16 protein-coding genes and 1 tRNA gene are annotated in these 20,168 nt (G+C 46.7%); 5 read left to right on the forward strand and 12 right to left on the reverse strand.

Features of this window, described 5'->3' with window-relative positions; translation table 11 throughout:
• Window positions 1-350 precede the first annotated feature (350 nt).
• The 4 genes from frr to speB form a co-directional block, all read right to left on the reverse strand.
• Window positions 351-899, reverse strand: a complete 549-nt coding sequence (frr, locus tag RIG27_RS17805; RefSeq protein WP_446341593.1) for a ribosome recycling factor — start codon at window positions 897-899, stop codon at window positions 351-353.
• Complete coding sequence (gene pyrH, locus RIG27_RS17810; protein WP_446347307.1) at window positions 886-1,614, reverse strand: UMP kinase; 729 nt, start codon at window positions 1,612-1,614, stop codon at window positions 886-888. Before pyrH ends, frr begins: the two co-directional genes overlap by 14 nt.
• Before the next feature lie 228 nt (window positions 1,615-1,842).
• The gene (locus tag RIG27_RS17815) at window positions 1,843-2,397 is read right to left on the reverse strand and encodes a thioredoxin family protein (protein ID WP_446341591.1); all 555 of its coding nucleotides are present in this window, start codon (window positions 2,395-2,397) and stop codon (window positions 1,843-1,845) included.
• A 99-nt stretch (window positions 2,398-2,496) separates the two neighbouring features.
• A complete protein-coding gene (gene speB / locus RIG27_RS17820) occupies window positions 2,497-3,405 on the reverse strand; it encodes an agmatinase (RefSeq protein ID WP_446347309.1) in 909 nt (302 codons plus the stop codon).
• Between the two features lie 178 nt (window positions 3,406-3,583).
• On the opposite strand from speB, the gene RIG27_RS17825 reads away from it, so the two are divergent.
• Both RIG27_RS17825 and RIG27_RS17830 read left to right on the forward strand, forming a co-directional pair.
• Complete coding sequence (locus tag RIG27_RS17825; protein WP_446347311.1) at window positions 3,584-4,492, forward strand: alpha/beta fold hydrolase; 909 nt, start codon at window positions 3,584-3,586, stop codon at window positions 4,490-4,492.
• A gap of 304 nt (window positions 4,493-4,796) precedes the next feature.
• Window positions 4,797-5,825, forward strand: coding sequence for a hypothetical protein (locus RIG27_RS17830; RefSeq protein ID WP_446347313.1), 1,029 nt, complete (start codon window positions 4,797-4,799; stop codon window positions 5,823-5,825).
• Between the two features lie 240 nt (window positions 5,826-6,065).
• Here the strand turns inward: RIG27_RS17830 and priA are convergent, their stop codons facing one another.
• From priA to RIG27_RS17845, 3 genes are all read right to left on the reverse strand, one after another.
• Window positions 6,066-8,576: a primosomal protein N' gene (priA, locus tag RIG27_RS17835; protein WP_446347315.1), complete on the reverse strand. Its 2,511-nt coding sequence runs from the start codon at window positions 8,574-8,576 to the stop codon at window positions 6,066-6,068.
• A 416-nt stretch (window positions 8,577-8,992) separates the two neighbouring features.
• A complete protein-coding gene (locus tag RIG27_RS17840) occupies window positions 8,993-9,601 on the reverse strand; it encodes a cupin (protein WP_446347361.1) in 609 nt (202 codons plus the stop codon).
• Between the two features lie 221 nt (window positions 9,602-9,822).
• Entirely contained in the window at window positions 9,823-10,026 is a 204-nt protein-coding gene (locus RIG27_RS17845) for a hypothetical protein (RefSeq protein WP_446347317.1), read from the reverse strand.
• A 27-nt stretch (window positions 10,027-10,053) separates the two neighbouring features.
• Here RIG27_RS17845 and RIG27_RS17850 point away from each other — a divergent pair, with 27 nt between their 5' ends.
• The 3 genes from RIG27_RS17850 to RIG27_RS17860 all read left to right on the forward strand — a co-directional run bounded on the left by RIG27_RS17850 (window position 10,054) and on the right by RIG27_RS17860 (window position 11,635).
• Window positions 10,054-10,308, forward strand: a complete 255-nt coding sequence (locus RIG27_RS17850) for a hypothetical protein (protein ID WP_446347319.1) — start codon at window positions 10,054-10,056, stop codon at window positions 10,306-10,308.
• A 344-nt stretch (window positions 10,309-10,652) separates the two neighbouring features.
• Complete coding sequence (locus tag RIG27_RS17855; RefSeq protein ID WP_446347321.1) at window positions 10,653-10,928, forward strand: hypothetical protein; 276 nt, start codon at window positions 10,653-10,655, stop codon at window positions 10,926-10,928.
• Window positions 10,929-11,080: 152 nt separating this feature from the next.
• Complete coding sequence (locus tag RIG27_RS17860; RefSeq protein WP_446347323.1) at window positions 11,081-11,635, forward strand: hypothetical protein; 555 nt, start codon at window positions 11,081-11,083, stop codon at window positions 11,633-11,635.
• 342 nt (window positions 11,636-11,977) lie between these two features.
• Here the strand turns inward: RIG27_RS17860 and RIG27_RS17865 are convergent, their stop codons facing one another.
• The 5 genes from RIG27_RS17865 to gshA all read right to left on the reverse strand — a co-directional run bounded on the left by RIG27_RS17865 (window position 11,978) and on the right by gshA (window position 20,016).
• The gene (locus RIG27_RS17865; RefSeq protein WP_446347325.1) at window positions 11,978-13,762 is read right to left on the reverse strand and encodes an iron uptake porin; all 1,785 of its coding nucleotides are present in this window, start codon (window positions 13,760-13,762) and stop codon (window positions 11,978-11,980) included.
• 570 nt (window positions 13,763-14,332) lie between these two features.
• A tRNA-Met gene (locus RIG27_RS17870) sits at window positions 14,333-14,405 on the reverse strand.
• Window positions 14,406-14,608: 203 nt separating this feature from the next.
• Window positions 14,609-17,236: a peptidoglycan DD-metalloendopeptidase family protein gene (locus tag RIG27_RS17875; RefSeq protein WP_446347327.1), complete on the reverse strand. Its 2,628-nt coding sequence runs from the start codon at window positions 17,234-17,236 to the stop codon at window positions 14,609-14,611.
• A 993-nt stretch (window positions 17,237-18,229) separates the two neighbouring features.
• A complete protein-coding gene (locus RIG27_RS17880) occupies window positions 18,230-18,691 on the reverse strand; it encodes a tRNA (cytidine(34)-2'-O)-methyltransferase (RefSeq protein ID WP_446347329.1) in 462 nt (153 codons plus the stop codon).
• A gap of 179 nt (window positions 18,692-18,870) precedes the next feature.
• The gene (gene gshA / locus RIG27_RS17885) at window positions 18,871-20,016 is read right to left on the reverse strand and encodes a glutamate--cysteine ligase (protein WP_446347331.1); all 1,146 of its coding nucleotides are present in this window, start codon (window positions 20,014-20,016) and stop codon (window positions 18,871-18,873) included.
• Between the last annotated feature and the right edge of the window lie 152 nt (window positions 20,017-20,168).

Here is a 20,168-nt window from a genome sequence, read left to right on the forward strand (position 1 = left end):
TCATTCGTCATTCGTCATTCGTCATTCGTCATTCGTCATTCGTCATTCGTCATTCGTCATTCGTCATTCGTCATTCGTCATTCGTCATTCGTCATTCGTCATTCGTCATTCGTCATTCGTCATTCGTCATTCGTCAGGAAACAGTTAACAGTTAACGTAGAGTTTTGAGTGAACCTACTCATCTCCCCCCATCTCCCCCATCTCCCCCATCTCCCCCATCTTCCCTATCTCCCTCATCTTCCTCATCTGCCCCATCTCCCTCATCACTCAAAACGTTCAGGTTGGGGAAGCGGGCAAGATGCCCGCCCTACTGCTGCAAATTTACCCCCAATGGGATGTTGCCGCAATCTTTAAACCGTGGTAATATCTTCCTCTTTGACAGCTAACAATTCATCAATTTTAGCCGTGTACTTGTCCGTCATTTTCTGAATCTGGTCTTGCAGATCACGGGCTTCATCTTCAGAAACTTCGCTATTTTTCTCCTGTTTACGAACCGAGTCAACCGCATCACGACGGATATTCCGAATCGAGACTTTTCCCTCCTCGGCTAACTTACCCGCCATCTTCACAAATTCCTGGCGGCGTTCACTGGTTAAGGGAGGAATATTCAATCGCACGACTTGACCGTCATTATTGGGGGTTAAGCCGATATCCGATAAGGAAATCGATTTTTCTATCAGAGTCAGCGTACTCTTGTCGTAAGGTTGAATCGTAATCGTGGTAGCATCTGGCGTATTAATGCTTGCCAGAGACTTCAGGGGGGTAGGACTACCATAGTATTCCACCATCACTCGATCCAATAGACTTGCATTCGCCCGACCGGTACGAATGGTATTAAAACCCCGTTGCGTTGCTTCAACGGCTTTCTTCATTTGGCTTTCAGCATCAGCTAACTTCACAAAAACCTCCCACAATTGTTCCGACAGATTCTCCTTGAACAGCGCGGCGGATATTACCCCGCCCTGTCAAATCAAATACCATAATTGGGATATTATTTTCCTTACATAAAGCGATCGCGGTACTATCCATTACCCGTAGATCTTGAGCGAGGACATAGTGATAGGGCAGCGTATGATAGCGGCGAGCCTGGGGATTTAGTTGGGGATCACAATCATAAATCCCATCGACTTTAGTGGCTTTAAAGATCACTTCCGCATCAATTTCGGCGGCTCGTAAAGCCGCTGTCGTATCCGTGGTGAAAAAGGGATTCCCTGAACCTGCACCAAAAATTACCACTCGCCCTTTTTCCAGGTGACGAATGGCACGGCGGCGGATATAGGGTTCTGCCACTTCTTGCATCGCGATCGCGGTTTGCACACGAGTCGGTATTCCCATTTGCTCTAAGGCATCTTGCAGAGTCATGGCATTCATGACTGTGGCAATCATACCAATATAATCACCCGTTGCCCGATCCATTCCGCCTGCAGCCGCTTTCAAACCGCGAAAAATATTACCACCGCCGACGACGATTGCCATTTGGATGCCACTTGCCACGACTTCGGCGATTTCAGCAGCGATGTCCTGAACGACTCCTGGATCAATGCCGTAGCTCAGTTTGCCCATCAAGGCTTCACCGCTCACTTTTAGTAAAACCCGTCGGTATTTCATCCCCATGCTACGACTCTTTCTTTCTTGACTATTGCCTTGCCCATACGATAACAGTCTACCGATAATTCTGACAGAGTGCTGTGACTCTAACGAAGTTTGATTGTTTTTAACACCCGTGGTGCTAAAGTACAAATTCTTATGGTATTCACGAGTTCCAGTTAACTATTACTGGTGTCAGGTGGCTTCAAATACTGATTCTCCCCATCTCCCCAGCTGTCTGGCTCTCTCTGCTCACTAGCGACGCCATACTAGGGGACTACCCAAGGTGGGAGTTGATTTGGGTGAGATAGTTTCCCCAGCCAGTAACGCGGCGATCGCATTCTTGACGTAAGCTTCGTTGACGGCTTCAGGATGTTGGCTATTATCGTCAATTTGACCCCTGTAGCGCAAGACTCCCTGTTCATCAATCACAAAGGCTTCTGGGGTTTTTGAAGCACCAAATCCTTGTGCCACATCCTGAGTTGGGTCCCACAGGTAGGGAAAATTCAACCCTCTACTACTCGCAAACTGCTGCATTTGACCAAAACTATCTTCGGGAGATTGGTTAGCATCATTGGAGTTAATGCCAATCAGGATAAATCCCTGTTCCCGAAATCGGGTTTGCAGTTGTTTGAGTCTGTCTACATAAGCGGCAGAGTCGGGACAGTTATTACTTAAGAAGATTACCACAACTCCTCGCCACTTTTCCAGATACCGGGATAGGTGGTGAACATCTTTATCAGTGCCTAAAAGTTCAAAATCGGGAGCATAACTGCCAATGGGTGTGCCGTGTTTTTCCTTCAGACTCATATCGTGTTACGGTGTGTGTTTGACAATGTGTTCGTTCTTTCCTTTTTCCCGTTCCCGTTTACCGATTATCCTGGATCAGGTCGTGAATTTCAGCCATCGCTACCACCTTTGTGCCAGAGTTTGATAGCCGATGAGTTTGTAAACCAGTTTAGCGGCTGTAAATTGGGAGACCACTGAATCAACCACGGGGGCTAACTCCATTACATCGCAACCGATGACCTGATGGGATTCAAACAATCGTCGCAAAAAGGTTAGGAGCGCATACCAATTCAGCCCACCCGGTTCGGGAGTGCCAACCCCTGGCATTGAAGCTGGATCAATGCCATCTAAGTCAATGGTAATAAATACTCGTCCTGTTGGGATAGTCGCGATCGCTTCCTCTATCCAGTGGGGATTTTGGGCAATGTTTCGCGCCCAAATTACGGGGATGGATTTTTGTTTAATTAAGTCCGCTTCTTCTTGACAAAGACTCCGAATGGCCACGGGTAATGTCGGTAGTCCCATATCCACAATCCGACGCATCACACAGGCGTGGTTATAAATTGAGCCTTCGTATTCGTGGCGTAAATCTCCGTGGGCGTCTATTTGCACTACGGTAAAGGGTTCGCTACTCCTTTGACGGTAGGCGTCTACAATTCCCGTGGTAATGCTATGTTCACCCCCGATCGCAATTACAAATTTACCATCATCGATAAGCCCAGATACGGTGTCACGAGTCTCTGTCAGCATGGATTGGGCAGAAATCTTTCGTCTACCTCTTGTATCTGCGATCGCGCCGTTAGTATAAATCCTAGCGTCTTTACAAATCTCCCGTTCCAACTCATCATCGTAGTATTCGAGCTGGATTGACGCCTCCAAGAGCGCATCAGGTCCATTTTCTGTGCCTTTACGATAGGTTGTGGTTGCCTCGTAGGGAATCGGCAAAATAACCACTTGTGACGCTTTATAGGATGCCTGAATTTCCGATCCTAGGAACGGAATAACAGCAGCAGACGTTTGCACCAACATAGGGGACGCACCAAAAAATTTCTTAAGGTTAATTTTTACATAAGACGAGTGTTGAGTGTAGAGACGGGCTATAACACTGCTCTGGAAACGGATTTAACTCAGTTTTTTCCACCTTGGACTCGAAAAACGCTTTTTTATTACAAAATGTAAATAGTAACGCTGTACGCTTGAAATTGTCATGACCTTTTCCTCCTCCACCCTGCCAAAACACCCTAAACTGGACACTCACACCTGGACATGGCGAGGTTTTCCCATTGCCTATCAAGTCCAAGGCAATTCTGGACCAGCCGTTGTCATGGTGCATGGCTTTGGCGCGTCTTGCGGACATTGGCGTAAGAATTTACCCGTATTAGCAGAATCCTGTCGGTGTTATGCCATTGACTTAATTGGCTTTGGTGCTTCTGCCAAACCGATGCCGGGACTTGAGGTGGAGTATACCTTTGAAACTTGGGGACAACAAGTCATTGATTTTTGCCGGGAAGTCGTAGAGACTCCAGCGTTTTTGGTGGGGAATTCAATTGGCTGTATTGTAGCGATGCAAGCGGCTGTGGATTGTCCAGATATGGTATTGGGTGTTACCCTGATCAACTGTTCCCTGCGGATGCTGCACGATCGCAAACGAGTTACATTACCTTGGCATCGTCGCATTGGCGCACCCATGGTACAACAGTTACTGGGGATTAAGTGGGTCGGACAACTCTTTTTCCGTCAACTGGCGAAACCACAGGTTGTACGTAAAATTTTATTGCAAGCATATCGCAAATCCGAGGCAGTGACTGATGAATTAGTAGACTTACTGATGACACCAGCAGCTGATGTAGGGGCGGCAGATGTGTTTATCGCATTTACCCGCTATTCCGCAGGACCTCTAGCCGAAGACTTATTACCTCAGTTACAGTGTCCCACACTGATTTTGTGGGGAACCGATGATCCTTGGGAACCCATCGCGGAGGCAAAAGAATGGGTCAATTTTCCCGCCGTGGAACAATTTGTACCCTTAGAGGGTTTAGGTCATTGTCCCCAAGATGAAGCCCCTGAGGTGGTTAATCCTATTTTGCAGGATTGGATTGCACAGCATTCGGTTTAGTTTCATCATTTGTCATTTGTTGCTCTAGTTCCCTCATCTCCCCCATTCCCTGCTTCCCCCTAAATAAAGTAACTATTGAGAATTTTTTCAAAAAAGACTATCCTTTGACTAGTGAGTAAATTTGGGGAATTGGAAAGCAAGGAACAAGCAGCTATTGGTGAGCCACTGTGCTAGAACACCGATTTAGTCATCCGACTTAATTAAAAATTGTCACATTAGCTACCAAAAAAGCCTTTTTTTCTGTTGACTTTATTGCTACCGCCATTTTGCAGACTGCATCGACATTCTAGACAAGGGGTGTGTCATGAATACAAAGGATAAGCGAGGTAATTCTCAACCGTCGCAGACAGAGAAAATCGCGACGGCAAGAAAGCTATCCAAACTCTGGGCAAAAAAGTATGTCCAACAACACAGTACATCAGAAAAAACGTGGCAGTCGAATTCTACAGGATTACGAGCTGTTATAGCGCAGCGGTTGCTTGATTCCTTGCGAACGGTAATGATTCAAGCCTGGACAAAAACTGAAGCGTTACTTTGCCAAGAAATTAAGCGACAAGGGATTAATTACCGCTTAATTGATCCTTGGCAAATTACCAAAGACACTTACTCAGTCTATGAGAAAGTATTGTTAGCTTATTCTGATCAAGTTAGCCCCGAACGTCTATGTTTATTTTTATCATCAGATCTGGGTCGCATTCGACAGAACTATACAACCATTGATCCTAGGGTAATTGCCTTTGTGAGTATGCAATTTCACTATAGCGGTCAGTTACTCTTAAAATCATTGTCCCCTCAAGAACAAGCTACGGTGAGGGTTTATTTCCAGGTGATTGATGATTGTCTTTATATGCCCTTACAACGACTCTATAAAACTGCCGCTAATTATGATCATCAATCCTTAGCGTTGGTATCTCTACGGCAACTCTTACCGGATCAGATATTAATTGCTCAACAAATTGCCACCCGAATTAGTGATCTACATCCGAACTATCACTGTCATAGTGGTAGCTTAGTGAACCCTACGGTACAAGCTGCCAGTATTCGAGATGTAGAAATGTTTCAGATTTACCTGTGGCTTTGCGTTCTGGAACGAAGTATTGCCCCCATCCAACAGGAATTATTTCCTTTATGTGTCATGCTTTACCCGACTTTAAATGTAGGCTGGGAATTAGTGCGGCAAATGATTCATCTATTAGGGCTAGAGTTTGGGAAACGTCTTTCGCGGCAGCAATTTGCACTGGTTTTACCCTATTTTAAAGTTTTATGGGATATGTTTTCTCCGGAAGTATTTCCTGAGCCTTTGCCTGTTGAAGTGTTGGAGAATTCAGCGTAGATCCTGGCGACTGCTATAAATCGAGTAAATGGGTTTGGTAGAGATATTGAATCGGCAGATCAGACTTGTTCACCCGATTGAGTCTCATCCAGTTAGTTTCAATCCTACCAATGGTTCTATCGCCCTTCCGAAAGTGACAGAAGAGCGATATTCTACCAGGATGCTGTGAGCAAGCTATGCTTTTATATCAGGCTGGTTGAGGTGATTGTGTCTCATCCAGTTCCGTTTCGAGCTGACCCCCTACATCATATTCAAGGGATCAACATCAATCGTCAAACTCACATCCGGTGGACAAATCTGCTGCAACGCCGCCACATCTGGTACTCTTACCGCCACCTCTGGCGGAAACTTGAGTAAAATTTGCCATCGATAACGACGGGCAATTCGCATAATTCCTGCTGGCGCAGGTCCTAATATTTCATACCCAGAACTCACCTGACTCAACCATTCCGCTAACCTCTCCGCCGCCTGTTCAACCGCCATCTCCTCCAACCCACTTAACCGCAACAAAATCAAATGCCCGTAGGGAGGATAATTCAAGGCTTCTCGTTGTACCAATTCTGCCTCAGTAAACACCTCATACCCATGGGTTTTCACTGCCTGAATCACTGGATGTTGGGGTGAATAGGTTTGGACAATCACCTGACCCGGATCATCCCCCCGTCCCGCCCGACCTGCGACTTGGGTTAAGGTTTGAAATGCTCGTTCTGCTGCCCGATAATCCGATAAGTGTAATAGTCCATCAGCAGACACAACGCCGACTAAGGTGACTCCGGCTAGGTCTAATCCTTTGGTTAACATTTGCGTCCCGACTAATAAGTCCGCTTCCCGATTGGCAAACTGAGTTAACAGGGTTCGATGCGCCCCCTTGGTGCGGGTGGTATCACTATCAAAGCGAATCACCTGTAAATCAGGAAACGCTTTCGCTAACTCCTGGGTTACTCGTTGAGTCCCACTCCCAAAAAACTTGAGGTAGGGTGAACCACATTCGGGGCAATTATGAGGATGGGCGGTTGTATAGTTGCAATAGTGACACCGCAAGAGTTGATTCGCCCCCTCGTGGGCATAGTGATAGGACAGGGACACGTCACAATCTGGGCATTCAATCACATATCCACAACTGCGACAGGATACAAAGGTACTATGTCCGCGATGGGGAATAAATAAAATCCCTTGTCGCTGCTTTTGTTTCAACTGCTGTAACCCATCTTGGAGAGAACGGCTGAAAATAGAACGATTCCCCTGCTTTAACTCCTGTCTCATATCCACAATTTCCACAGGGGGTAAGGGGCGAGATTGGATGCGTTCGGGTAATGAAAGGTAATAGGTTTTACAGGGGGCGTCTGTTTTAAAATTGGCTTGTTGACCGTTTACAGCAACCCAGGTTTCTAAAGACGGGGTAGCTGAACCCAAAACCAGAGGACAATTTTCCAATTCCGCCCGCCATTGGGCAACGGTACGGGCATGATAGGTGGGAGAAAGACTGTCTTGCTTGAAACTGGAGTCGTGTTCTTCATCTAATATAATTAGACCCAATTTAGGTAACGGCACAAAAACAGCCGATCGCGTACCAATGACGACCTGGGGTTCTCCACTTAATACTTGTCGCCAGGTATCATAACGTTCCCCATGGGATAACCCACTGTGATACACATTCACCTTTTTGCCAAAGCGGGCGCGAAATCGGTCGGTGAGTTGAGGCGTCAGCCCAATCTCTGGAACTAACACCAGGGCAGATTTTCCCGACCTTAACAACGGCGCGATCGCTTGCAGATAAACCTCGGTTTTCCCAGAACCTGTTACCCCATGCAAGAGGACTTGGTTATACTCATCCAAACGTTGAATTGTTTGCAATGCATAAGCTTGCGTATCTGTCAAGACTTTAGGGCGATCATCTGCCACATTCGGCTGATCCAGAGTTCTGAGAATTTCCCGGTATTCAACAACGACATACCCTTTTTCTGCCAGCTTGTTAACAATAGAAGACGTAGCATGACAGACTTGCAACAACTCATTCAGCCACATATCCCCACCCCGACGCCGCAGTACATCTAATACTTCCCGTTGTCGTTCGGTGACATCAGGTTCAAAGCGATCCGCGACGAGAGTGACTGCTTTCTTTAACTTCGGGCGAGACGGTTGGGGCGGTTTCAAATAACTTTCTACCCAGCCGCGTTTAAGTAAATCTTTCACCCCGCGACGCGCCCCTTTCACCTGGCGTTGCAGATAGGCTACGCTGTAATCCCCTTCCGGTTGGGTGTCTAGGAGTGTCAAAACCTGACGCGCCGTTCGACCAACAAATGTATCAGCGCCATCGGGAAGCGCCTCACGATCTAGACGCACTCGCCGTTGCGATCGCATCAACAATCCCGGTGGTAACGCCCCCCGAACCACGGATATCAGGGGTGTGCAGTAATACTGCGCCACTCGTTCCAATACCTGCCAATAGGAGTTCTCAAAAAACCCGGTACAGACGACATCCTCCACCTCCCGGATTTTCGCCAATGGCACATCAGCAGGGGGAGAAGCCAGTAACCGAATTGCGATCGCACCCACCTGCCGGTTATTCAATGGCACCGTTAAAATATCTCCCGGTTTAACGGACAAATCCGCCGGGATGCGGTATGTCAACAGTCCCTCGAGTCCCGGACAATCCACCAGCGTCTCCACCCAGCAATTCTGATGATCACCACCGGATTGATAGGTTGCTTTCGGTTCTGCCACAATTAAACTTGTCGGGGAATCAGACACAGCGATAACCTCTCAATTTTTCTCACAGCGACTGGGGGAACATCGATTCAATAACCCCAGTTAGCAGTTCTCATATAAAGACGTGCCATGGCGCGTCTTTACGAGTCATCCATGTAATTCATCTAAATCATTAATTTCAAAGATAAATGCTAACGTCAATCATTGATAAAACTTATCTTTTTATCGGAACTCCTATCCTCGTATGGATGGGGCAAATCCAGAAATTCTCCCTAAACGCGACACCAGTAGAACTTGGCGGTTTCATCGGTAATCACCTAGCCAAATTTTAGAGAACGTATATTCTATAGCAAAAGGCACAAAGCAGGGGCACGGCAATGCCGTGTCCCTACAATAGGTTGCTTGCGCCCGATTTAACCGTCAAATCTATGCCACTATTTTAGCTGTGCCACGCCAGATTAGAAGTTTTTCGCCGTGTGGGTAATCGGATCAAACTCAAATCGCCGCTGATAATCGGTTTTTCCATAAAGATTAAATGTAATCGTGGGTTCGGTTCCCATTACTTCTACATGGTGAATCGCATCAGGCATAAAGCTGATAATATCGCCAGGAACCAGAACCTGTTCACTCACCTTTTCGATGCGATCGGGAAATTCTGAATCCGTAGCCCGTCGCCAAAACGTATTTTTTTCTTCACCACTAATTAACGCTACCACTCCCCACGCCGCATGATTATGAATCGGAGAGACTCGTCCGGGTAACCAAACCACCGTCTGCACAGTTAAGGAGAACTCTGGTTCATCGTAAAGCATCAGGACAGACCACCCTGTATCGGGATTCGGTTCGCGATATTCCCCCTGTAACCAGTAGGAACTCGTCAGTAAACGGCGGACTAACGGGCGAATTTGTTCTAGGCGTTGGCGATCATCTTTGATGGATTCGAGAATATCTTCTACATCGGTGAGAAATCGATAAAGTCGATAATAGCCTGTAGATGTTTCACTCTCTTGGAGATTACAGGCTAAACAGTCTCCATTCTCTATTACTAACCAATCACTACTTTCCATCATTTATTTTATAGCTAGAGTATAATAATGGGCAATTTTTTATCAGGTTTCGCCATACCGTCAATTTTGACAAATTAATTTAGGGAAAATCTGAGTTTTTACTGAGAAAATCTCGGTTTATCCTGAACCCCCCTAATCAAACCAGCAATCTTTGACCACAGTCTCAGCGAATCCCAAGCTGTTTTTAAGGGTAATTTAAGTTTCTTAGGTTTAAGTATTGCCTAAGCCCCGGCAGATTTCTGGGCGATGACACAGATCAAGTGAGTCTTTAAGTCGGTAACGCTATGATGGGGCAGTGTGTGGTGAGCCGTCAACCGTTCGGCTGAGCGCTCACGCCGAAGCCCGCCGAGAGTACGAGCAATTAAAATTGTTCGACTGGTAGGAATCCCCGTGCGTTTCACGCCGGGGAGGATGTCAAGTACCAATCCTTTTATCATAGAAACCAGAAGATAATGAAAGTTAACTACATTGCGACACTCACTATTGCCTCTATTCTAGGTCTGGGGCTAGCAACGGGCTGTGGTAACCCCTGTGCGGCAAAGCCGGGTCCTGAAGGCGGGACTGAAACTCAAGCGAATCCCTGTGCGGGTAAAGAGAACCCTTGTGCGGGTAAGGCTAATCCTTGTGCTGCGAAAGAGAATCCTTGTGCAGGTAAAGCGAATCCTTGTGCCGCGAAAGAAAATCCCTGCGCGGGCAAGACGAATTAATCAGCATTTAGATTGACGACTTCCGTTACGCTTGCTTTACCATTGAACCACCATCTGTAGGGGTACGACATGTCGTACCCCTAATCTTTTTAGAATTCCCTGTTGCCTATTCCCTAACATCCATCCTGTGACATTTGAGGTGAAGCATGGGGAATATACCGATACACGCCTGTGGACGCAACACCGACTTGTGAGTGTTCATACACATCTCTTCGTTGTGTATGAATGAGTAGAGATAATTGAGATAAGAATTAAATTAAACATTGTTTTTGGTTGTTCAAGAGGACAGCATAACCGCTGTTAATTTAGGCTAATACCAGAATTGATTATCTCCCTCAAAACTCATGAAAACCCTGACAAAATGGATAGCAATAGGAACACTCGAACTCATTTTCTGTTTTTGGCTTTTAGGTAATGCTGCGAATCTAGTTAGTTCTCCCAGTGACCAAAAAGTTTGGTTAGGCGTCAGTTATTACGTCGTCGGATTACTTGTTGTACCGGGAGCTTCCGTCAGTCATGTCGCCGCTAGACTTCATCATGCTCAAGTTCGACACAAGCAGATAAAAGAAGCTTTCCCAGATTGTGATGTTTCCTTTGTTGAACTTTTGGATGTCAACTGAAGAAATTATCAATTTTATCTCTTCATCAGTTGCACGATATGTAGAGATACATAGAATGGCATGATTTAACCAAATTTTTGTCTTGTAATCTCCCCAAAATTGTGCAGAATTAGATTTGCACTTCAGATACGTTTATTCACCACTTAAAGACCATGAAAAATCTACCTCTTCGTTTCTTTAAACTTACTGGAATAACGGCTGCTTTAGCAATTATTGCATCGGGTTGTGGTGCGGTTCCTGGAAGCAGTGTTAAGCGGATACCTGCTGGCTATGTTGGACTCAAAGTCGAGCTTTATGGTGAAAATCGTGGCGTACAAAATGCAACGATTAGTACAGGAAAGGTTTGGTATAATGGCTACACTGAAGAAATCGTTAAGCCTCGATTTGATGAATCCATTGAAGCCCAAATAACGGCTCGTTTCCAAGCGGAACAGCAAGCCGTAGCCGCCAAAGCGCAGCTTGAAGTTGCAGAAGCTGAATCTAAGCGAAAAATTGCTGAAGCGAGGGGAGAAGCCGAAGCGTCTCGGATTAAAGCCTCAACGGTTTCACCATTAACCATTCGTTTGCGGGAGTTAGAATTGCAAGAGGAAATGATTAAGAAATGGGATGGAATTCTACCCACGTATTTAGGTGGAACGGCTCCATTTCCTTCTTTTGATCCGAATGCGGGTCATTCGCTACCGTCGGCGAGTACAGCGAAGAAGTAATTTGTCATTGGTCATTTATCATTTATCATTTATCATTTGTCATTTGTTTAGAATTGTACACTTCTGGTAAGCTGTTCGGCATTTAAACCTTAATATCAATAATGGCGAAATCCTTGTATTGCGTTAAGCGAAGCCATGCCGCAGGCTTTGCATCTTGCTCGCTACTCATACCCAATTTAAATGCATGACAGCTTAAGACATTCCAAATTATCCTGTGGTGGGCAAGAGTAACGAATAATACTATAAGAGTTTCAATGGTTATAATTCTTGACCACCCTAAATTATTTTCACCTTTATATCCCCGATTTATTGAAGAATTTGGGGATATTTTAGCATTGTGGCTTAAAACGTGAAGGTAGTTCTCACCGTACCAATAACCGCATCGCTGTTATCGGAATTTTGGTTGGGAGCGGTTAACCAAATGATACCCGGTGTAATCGAGAGATTATCGCTGACTTGATATTTGTAAAAGCCTTCGATGTGATAAGCAAAATCTCGACTAAAACCGTTGGTTCCACCGGGAACGTCTAATCCTCTTAGTGTCGGTTCTGCACCCGCAACAATGGCAGCAAAGCTTCCCTCTTTCCCTAAATCTGGGAAAACTAAACCTAACGCAAAATTCCAAATATCAGCATCGCCTAATCCAATTAAACGGGCGTCAGTTTTACCAACCCAACCATTAACCAAAAAGCTAGGACTAAATCTGAGGGAGGCTTCTATTCCGTAAGAGTTGCTGACAACAGGAGTGCTGAGAATATCGGCTGACAAATTGGTTACATTTTCTAATTGTCCTGGATTTAGATTAGCAAAGGCTGTACCTGTTCCACCTAAAAGAAAGCGTCTCGCATCATCTCCACCATCATCATAAGCGTGGATGTAGGTTAATCCAATTTTAAACCGACTGCCATAAACAATTTGGGCAATTCCGGAATAATTCCCGTTGAACAACCCATTATCCTCTCCAGGATTACTGGCAGTATTGGAAATGTAGCCCAAATCTACTCTGAGATTATCACTGGGTTTCAGCGCGATCGCAGCCCCTGCGCCAAAGGGACCAATCCGGTAGATGGGATTTCGTTCAGCGAAGCGGGAAATGGCATTAGAACCGCCAGCAAATCCTTCTAAGTAAGGGTTCACCGTATCTGAGTAATAGTGGTGTAAGCCATTATTTGCTATGATTTGTACGGTGGCTTTGTCTCCCAGGGGAAAGCGGTAGCGCAGGATGTCGATAACGACATCATTGCCAGTAGGACCATCGTAGGTAAAGCGTCCTTCTTGAGTACCACTTGACCCATCCTCATAAGTTACACCATTTCTTGCCAGGAGTAGGGCAGCATTACCCGCTTGGAGACGAGTTTGCAGCATATCTTTGCCTGTGAAGCTAGTCAGGAAGTTGAGGCGCACGCGATCGTGAAAAACGGTATTTACATCGTCACCAACGTCATCCCCAAACGCATCCGCCAAACCAAAGATGACTTCCCCAGATAGTTTTGTGGTTGTGGAAAATTGATGGTCTTCTAAAAATGCCACTCGACCTTCTAAATTATCAACCCGCGCTCCTAAGGTGGCAAGTTCTGCTTCAAATTCTTCAATTAAACGCCGTAGCGTGGGCAATCCTTCAATATTATCGGGAACGTTGCCAATTAAACGCTCAATTTGCTGTAAACAGGCATTTAATCCAGCCGCAAATTCATAGCGCGTCATCGCCCGATTACCGCGAAATGTGCCATCTGGATATCCCGCAATACAGCCATACCGTTCAACTAGCGATCGCAAGGCTTCATACGCCCAGTCTCCGGGAGAGACATCTCGCAGTTGGGAAACGTTGGTTATTTGTCCCATTCCCTGATTTTGCCTAGTGTCCAATCCTAGGGAGGGTACAGGGGTTTCCGGTGTCGCTGATGGGTTTAATTTATCATCCGTCTCCAGCGCCACATCTGGAACCGGAATCTCTAGATTCAGGGGCGTTTGGGCAATTGAACTCGGCTGTTGGGTATTCTGATCCGTGATCCTTTGGGTTGATCGGGTTGGTTCACCTGCGATCGCGGCGGTAGACAGCCCAATTGTTATCCCTAAAATTGTCGGAACATTAAGTAAGGCAATCCTAAAAACTTTAGCTTGATTCACGTTCGTCTCTCACACCAAATAGAGTTTTTCGTGAGATTCGCCAACAGGATAACTGTCCCTGGAATTTTTTGTTCCAGAGGTTTTATCCTGTCTGGGTTAATCTCAGGTTAACCTTATCGACGCTATCAGCTTTTTTTGTATTGATTGATCCAGATTGTCCTGTTTATATGCAAAAATAGAATTAAATACATCCGTTTACTGCAAATAAAGCTCCATCAGTGCAGGTTGAGAGGTTTTATGACTGGAGGAGTCGCGCCCGATTAGATGGTGGCGGGTTTCTAGTCATTGCTGCGATCGCGATCGTTCCGAGGACGATAAAAGGCTCCTCAAAGAATAGAAACAAGCCTGGATAAAATAAAAACGAATACACTATTTGGTTGATACCCCTTTAAGTTGCTTGTTTTTCTGGCGGTCAATAGGCATTTGAACATAGGACTTAGACACCCCATAATAATACCCTGAGTAGGCTATATCCTGCTCAGAGTATTGATTTTATGGACTTTATGGGGGCTACTAAGGTCACTAAGGCTATTCCCCCGAAACGCTTATCCTATAAGGTTATTAAACAAATGGCTCAGGTCGGATTTGAACCAACGACCTTGGGCTTATGAGTCCCCTGCTCTAACCACTGAGCTACTGAGCCTTTTTTTTTCACAGCCTCCTCAATTTAGCATAACGCTTACGTGAACACAAGCATTTGTTCGTAGTCAGGGCTTTAGCCCTTGATTGGGTTGGGTTTGCTTGCGTCAACCCAACCTACAATCTATTCCACCATTTGAACTGTATCCCGCTAGAAGAGACATTGCAGGCAATGCCTCTACACACTTCTGTCGCTGGGAGAACCAACTACCGATTCTTGGGCAGAAAAGCCATTGGATTAACGGCTCCGCGTCCCCCTGGATGAACCTCAAAGTGCAAGTGGGGTCCTGTACTGTAACCCGTACTACCCATTTCCGAAATTTGTTGACCTTGGTCAACCTCTTGACCCCGACGCACCAAAATTCGATTGTTGTGGGCGTACAGGGTCATACTGCCATCGGGATGTTTGATTTCCACCAATTTGCCGTAGCCACCGGAATTCCAACCTGCTGTAATCACAACACCAGGGGCCGCAGCCACAATGGGTGTACCAATCGGAGCGGCAATATCAATCCCCTTGTGCATACGTCCCCAGCGCCTCCCGTAGCCCGAGGTTAAAACCCCCTTGCTGGGCCAAATATAGCCATTAAATGGCGCAGGGCTGTCCGGCAAGTACATATCCGGAGCGGACAGAGGAGGCAATTGAGGTGCAACCGTTGTCCCAACCGGGGTTTGCAGCATCGGGTTATAACTTGCTGGTGGGGCTGGGGCTGCGGCTACAACCTGCTCCTTCGGTTCAGATGGGGTTGCCGCAGGTGGCGGTACTGCGATGGGAACTGAAGTGGCTTGAGTTTCCTGTTCATACCGCTGCGGATTGAATTCCGGATTGACCCTAACGGGTGTTGATTGCTCAGCTACACTCGGCGCAACTGGGGCAGATGGAACCACCACTTCGCTCGGTGAACGGGTCTGACCCGTGGTTTGCTGACGGCGATATTCTGCCCGCATTCTGAGAATATCCGCCCTCAAGCGTTCAACGTAGGGGTTGTCCCCGGCGTTAGCGGACTGATTCCGTTTCGCCTCTAACGCGATAGAGGTATTGGTTGGGGCGTTTTCGCCAACGGAGGATTGGGCAAGAACAGTTGATGAAGCGGTTGGCGGTTGAGATGTTGGTACTGTTGGGGTAATTGGTGAGGCGGATGTTGCTGTGGTGGGAACAACGACTCTGGGTACTTCAACGTCAGGTTGTACTGAGCGAGTAACAAAATTGTTTGATTGCTCCTGAATACCTGGTAAAAACGTTACTCTTGGCTCGGATGACTCAGCCGATGGTGGCGTGGGAATGGTGAGTTGTTGATTGACCCGAATCAGGTTGGGATTATTTAAGCCGTTCGCTTGAATTAATTCAGAACGGGATAAACCATAGCGACGTGCGATCGCGTCTACCGTATCTCCTTCTTTTACCTCGTAAGTATTCGTCGCCGCTCTATTGGCTATCACCGTTTCCATCACCACGGGCTGTGGTGTTGGGGGTTGAGCCGTGATTTCTGGCGTCGTGACGGGTTCCAGCTTTGAATTGGGAAAGGTGATCGGTTTTTGGTCTTCCGATACCTCTTGTGAGGTCAAATGGTCTGGACTTGGGGTGGGAACCGGAATCATCACGGATGACGGTGATGGCTTCGGTGTATTTTCCTCAATAGCCAGAGATGCGGCTGTGTCTGGAGTGGGAACCGGAATCACCACGGAGGACTCTGATGATCTAGCCGCTTTGGATTTGGAACCTGAGGCGGCTTCGGAGTCTGGAGTGGGAACCGGAATCACCACGGGTGACTGGTACGAATTGACCCCTAGGGAGTCCACCGTCGGTGATGCCGCAATGTCTGGTGTCGGAACGGGAATAACGACGGGAGATTGAGATTGATTGACCGCTGTTGAGTCTACTGTCGGTGATGCCGCAATTTCCGGAGTGGGAACTGGGATACCAATAGGACTGTTATGATTCGTCGCGGCTGACACTGGGGTAGTGGGTTTCCGTTCTGCCCCTGGGAGACGGGTTGCTGACGCCGATGGCGTCGCTGCTGTTGCTGTTCGGTTGATGGACTCCTCAGACCTCAACTCCGCCAGACTATTATTTAAGCGGTTCCGTTTGTGCTTTAAATTATCAACAGCAACATTTTGTCTCGCCTTGAGCAGGTCATCGACCTGACCCGGAATTGTCACGGATTCACCCGTTTTGAGTTGACCGGATGCTGATACCCCGGTCGAGTTCCGTAACTGATTTGGCTCGACTCCGTAAGATTTGGATACGGATTCGACCGTTTCTCCCGGTTTAGCCTCGTGAACGATACCATTCACGGTCGGGATTTTTAGCTGCTGTCCAACTGAGAGATTGGCATTGGGTTGGACAGGATTCGACGCCGCGATCGCTTCTGGAGCTACTTTATAGGTTTGCGAAACCTCCCATAGCGTTTGCCCTTCCTGTACATTGTGTTGTACGGCAGGTGTCGATTGGGCTGGCGATTGGGCTGGGGTTGGAGCTGGTGTAGCTCGCGGCAGTTTGGAGAGCTGGGCAACGTCTGGTTCGCTTTCTGTTGGCACAGACGCATGCGTTGACACGCCAACAGGCAAAGTTGTCAGCGTTGGCTCAGAGGCAATGGGTTCCACGGCTAAGGCTTCATCACCTTGTTGGGGTAACAACAAGCTGGAAGCTCCCATGGAAATTGCCAATCCAATCATGGCAGCAGACGTCCTAGCTTTGCGGTTGCCTTCGGTTGGAATGGTTGCGCCGACTGGCGGCTTCTCCCCAGAAAGCTTCAACAAAGCCTCAAAGGAGTGGGCGGAGTTGGCTGCACACGAAGGAACCTGTTTAACCTTCTGCGTAAATGTCCGTTTCAAAAACGACCTCCTAGTGTGTGACGAGCACTTAACAGTTCCTAAATAGTTTTCCCAGTCAATGAGGGTTCTCACCCTAAAATGTGATTTAGATCACGGACAGTGAACATACTTAGGCAAGAGTACCCTGCTTTTTTGATTTAGACAAGCTAATCTGACTGGATAAATTTCTAGTTGTTGGCGATCACCGCTCGATTCACCCTTTATGAAGCCATAACTCGCTGTCTCTGGACGAATATATTTTCATACTTGATCAACGAGACACGGTTGATAGTCGGGCGGTTTTTGCCAAGGGTTGTGCATAGAACATACAGACTTGACAGGCTTTTCTCCGGAAGAGGGCTAGAGTTTCAAACCGAACTCTAAAGTCGGTTTGTTGCTTTCTCAGCCTTCCAGATTATCCGGTGATCGCAGGATTTAGCAACTGTATAGAGCTTAAGCTCATAGTCTAGCAACCGATAGTTTAGCAGTTAACCATTACAGACGGCACTTTACGTGAATTTTTGGTAAAGAACAACCGTACAGTCTACCCAAGCTTCCCCGGGTTAGGAACGCTGTTGTCAGTGACTTTCCCTATACTAAAATCGCGCTTACTCTTGCGGAGATAGGGTTTGAGGCTCCTGAGGTAATCGGCTTTGGATGATTAAAATCTATCAATCCGCCTCGATTGGGCAGGACTCTTCTGTATAGAAATTTCTTATCAAAGGAGTGGCTTTTCCGTAGTCTAGATAGCTGAATTCAGCGTCATTAATTTTTTGACAGAGATAAATAAAGAACATGGCATCTGCACAAAGGGGGAACTTGTTAAATTTTAATTAATTTTAATTAAACATTGATCCGATTAAATAAAGTTATATATACGGCAGTATACATAAATGTAGTATCTTGTTGTACGTTTAAACGCTTCAGGTCAAGCCAAGTCTCAGGAATTAGCGGCTGCTGAAGGTGGAAGCTTCTTCTTATTCAATACTTGAACGTTATCAGGGAATGGTCTTCCTAGATCAGGTATCCTAATTGACGCCGTGCTTCAAACAAACCCAAAGCCGCGCTGACGGAAAGATTTAAACTGCGAACACCGGGTTGTGTCATTGGAATAACCACAGTTGCGCCACAACGGTTTAAAACGGATGGGGACAGCCCTTGAGTTTCGCTGCCAAATAACAGCCAGTCATTGGGTTGAAATTGGAATTGAACATAACTGTATTGCCCAGAAGTGCTGAAACCAATCCATCGCCCTCCCAGCTTTTGGTAAACCTGATTAAATGCCTCCAAGGTTTCATGGTAGTGAAACTTGACATAGGGCCAATAGTCAAGTCCGGCTCGCTTGAGGTAGCGATCGCTAATTTCAAATCCCAAGGGTCCAACCAGGTGTAACTCCGTGTCTGTAGCGGCACAGGTACGGGCGACATTGCCTGTATTGGGCGGAATTTGGGGGCAAACTAAGACAACCCTAAGCATAAAACCTCAAACCTCTTTTCAATCCTACCCTACACACTCAGGAAGACTGAATGAATTGGATTAGACCCATTGGAAATTGTGATAGTATATGTTTTTTTAATATCAGCTTTTGGGGAGAAGCTGATTAGATATTTTAATTTTTAGCCCGAACCGTCTTGACAAATCATCCCTCCTGGTTGTTAAGCCACCAAAGCCTGACACAACTTATCTTCAAGTTCGTTTTCTTGTTCCGCCATATCTTGAATGGCTCTGTTGAGAATTTGCTGCGTGTCAAAGCCTACAGATTGCAGTTGTAACCACTGTCCTGCCGTATTCCCTTGGCGGAGAATCTTTTTCAGGGGCGAGAGGAAGCAACTGAAGCCTTTCGCTTTGGCAATGGGTAAAACTTCTTGATAGAGTTCATCAATCCATTCCCTTGCCGAAATCGTTCTGCCATCCTGCCAATGGGTGAGTTGGGCATCTAAGCTAGAACGGGCCGCCGCCATTTCGTTAGCTTCAGTGAGGGCGACTAAGTTAGCAGCGCGAGTTGATACGTGACTCCCGTAGAGAGGGTCAAGACTCGGATCATTTAAAAGCTGGGTTAAACGGGCTTCCAGTAAAGCTGTTACCGCCAGCAGGGCAATCGGATCAACAACTAAATCACAAATTCTCAATTCCAGACGATTTAGATCATAAGGGCGTCGATTACCATTGGGACGAACCGATGACCAAAGATGGCGCACGTTACACATGGTTCCGGCTTCGAGTTGGGCTTCTGTCCACTCAATAAAATGAGCATGGCTTTCAAATAGGGGAACCTGAGACGGCGTTTGCGGAAAAATCGCCCAGCGCGTGGAGTGATAGCCTGTGGCAAGTCCTTCGAGAAAGGGAGATGATGCGCTTAACGCCAGGTATAAGGGCGCTTCTACCCGTACCAGACGACAGGCTTGCATCAGCAGTTCTGGGTCAGCAATGCCCACGTTTATATGAACACTGGCGGTGACTACATTACTGCCGTAGGTTTGCTCAATGTAGTCATGATAAGGGTTTTGTGGGTCAGAGCGGTAGAAGCGATCGCTCCCCCCTAGAGACAGGGTACTGCCGGGAATCAGGGTGTAGTTTCCCAAGGTTTTCAGATAAGCGCGGAGTTGTTGGCGTGGGCGTACCAAAGCGCATAAGAGGCGGTCATAGCAGCATAAAGGAGCCGTGGTATATTCGACATTGCGGGTATCCGGTTCCCGCATGAAGCCATCCAACGATGCCACAATCCGATCAGAAAGACCGACAATTTCCCCTTGGGGAGTGCCAGTATACATTTCAATTTCAAAGCCTTTCGATAGCAGCACAGTATCTCCTAGAGCTGAGTAGAGCAACCTTTTGACTCTTTAAGTGTATCAGTGCTGAGAGATTGATTATAAATTTTGAATGATTCTAGTAGGGGCACGGCATTGCCCATTGGTGTCAACTTAACCAGAAGAAGCCCAGATTTCTTGTGAGC

The sequence above is a fragment of the Coleofasciculus sp. F4-SAH-05 genome, assembly GCF_040222985.1.
Classification (GTDB): domain Bacteria; phylum Cyanobacteriota; class Cyanobacteriia; order Cyanobacteriales; family Coleofasciculaceae; genus Coleofasciculus; species Coleofasciculus chthonoplastes.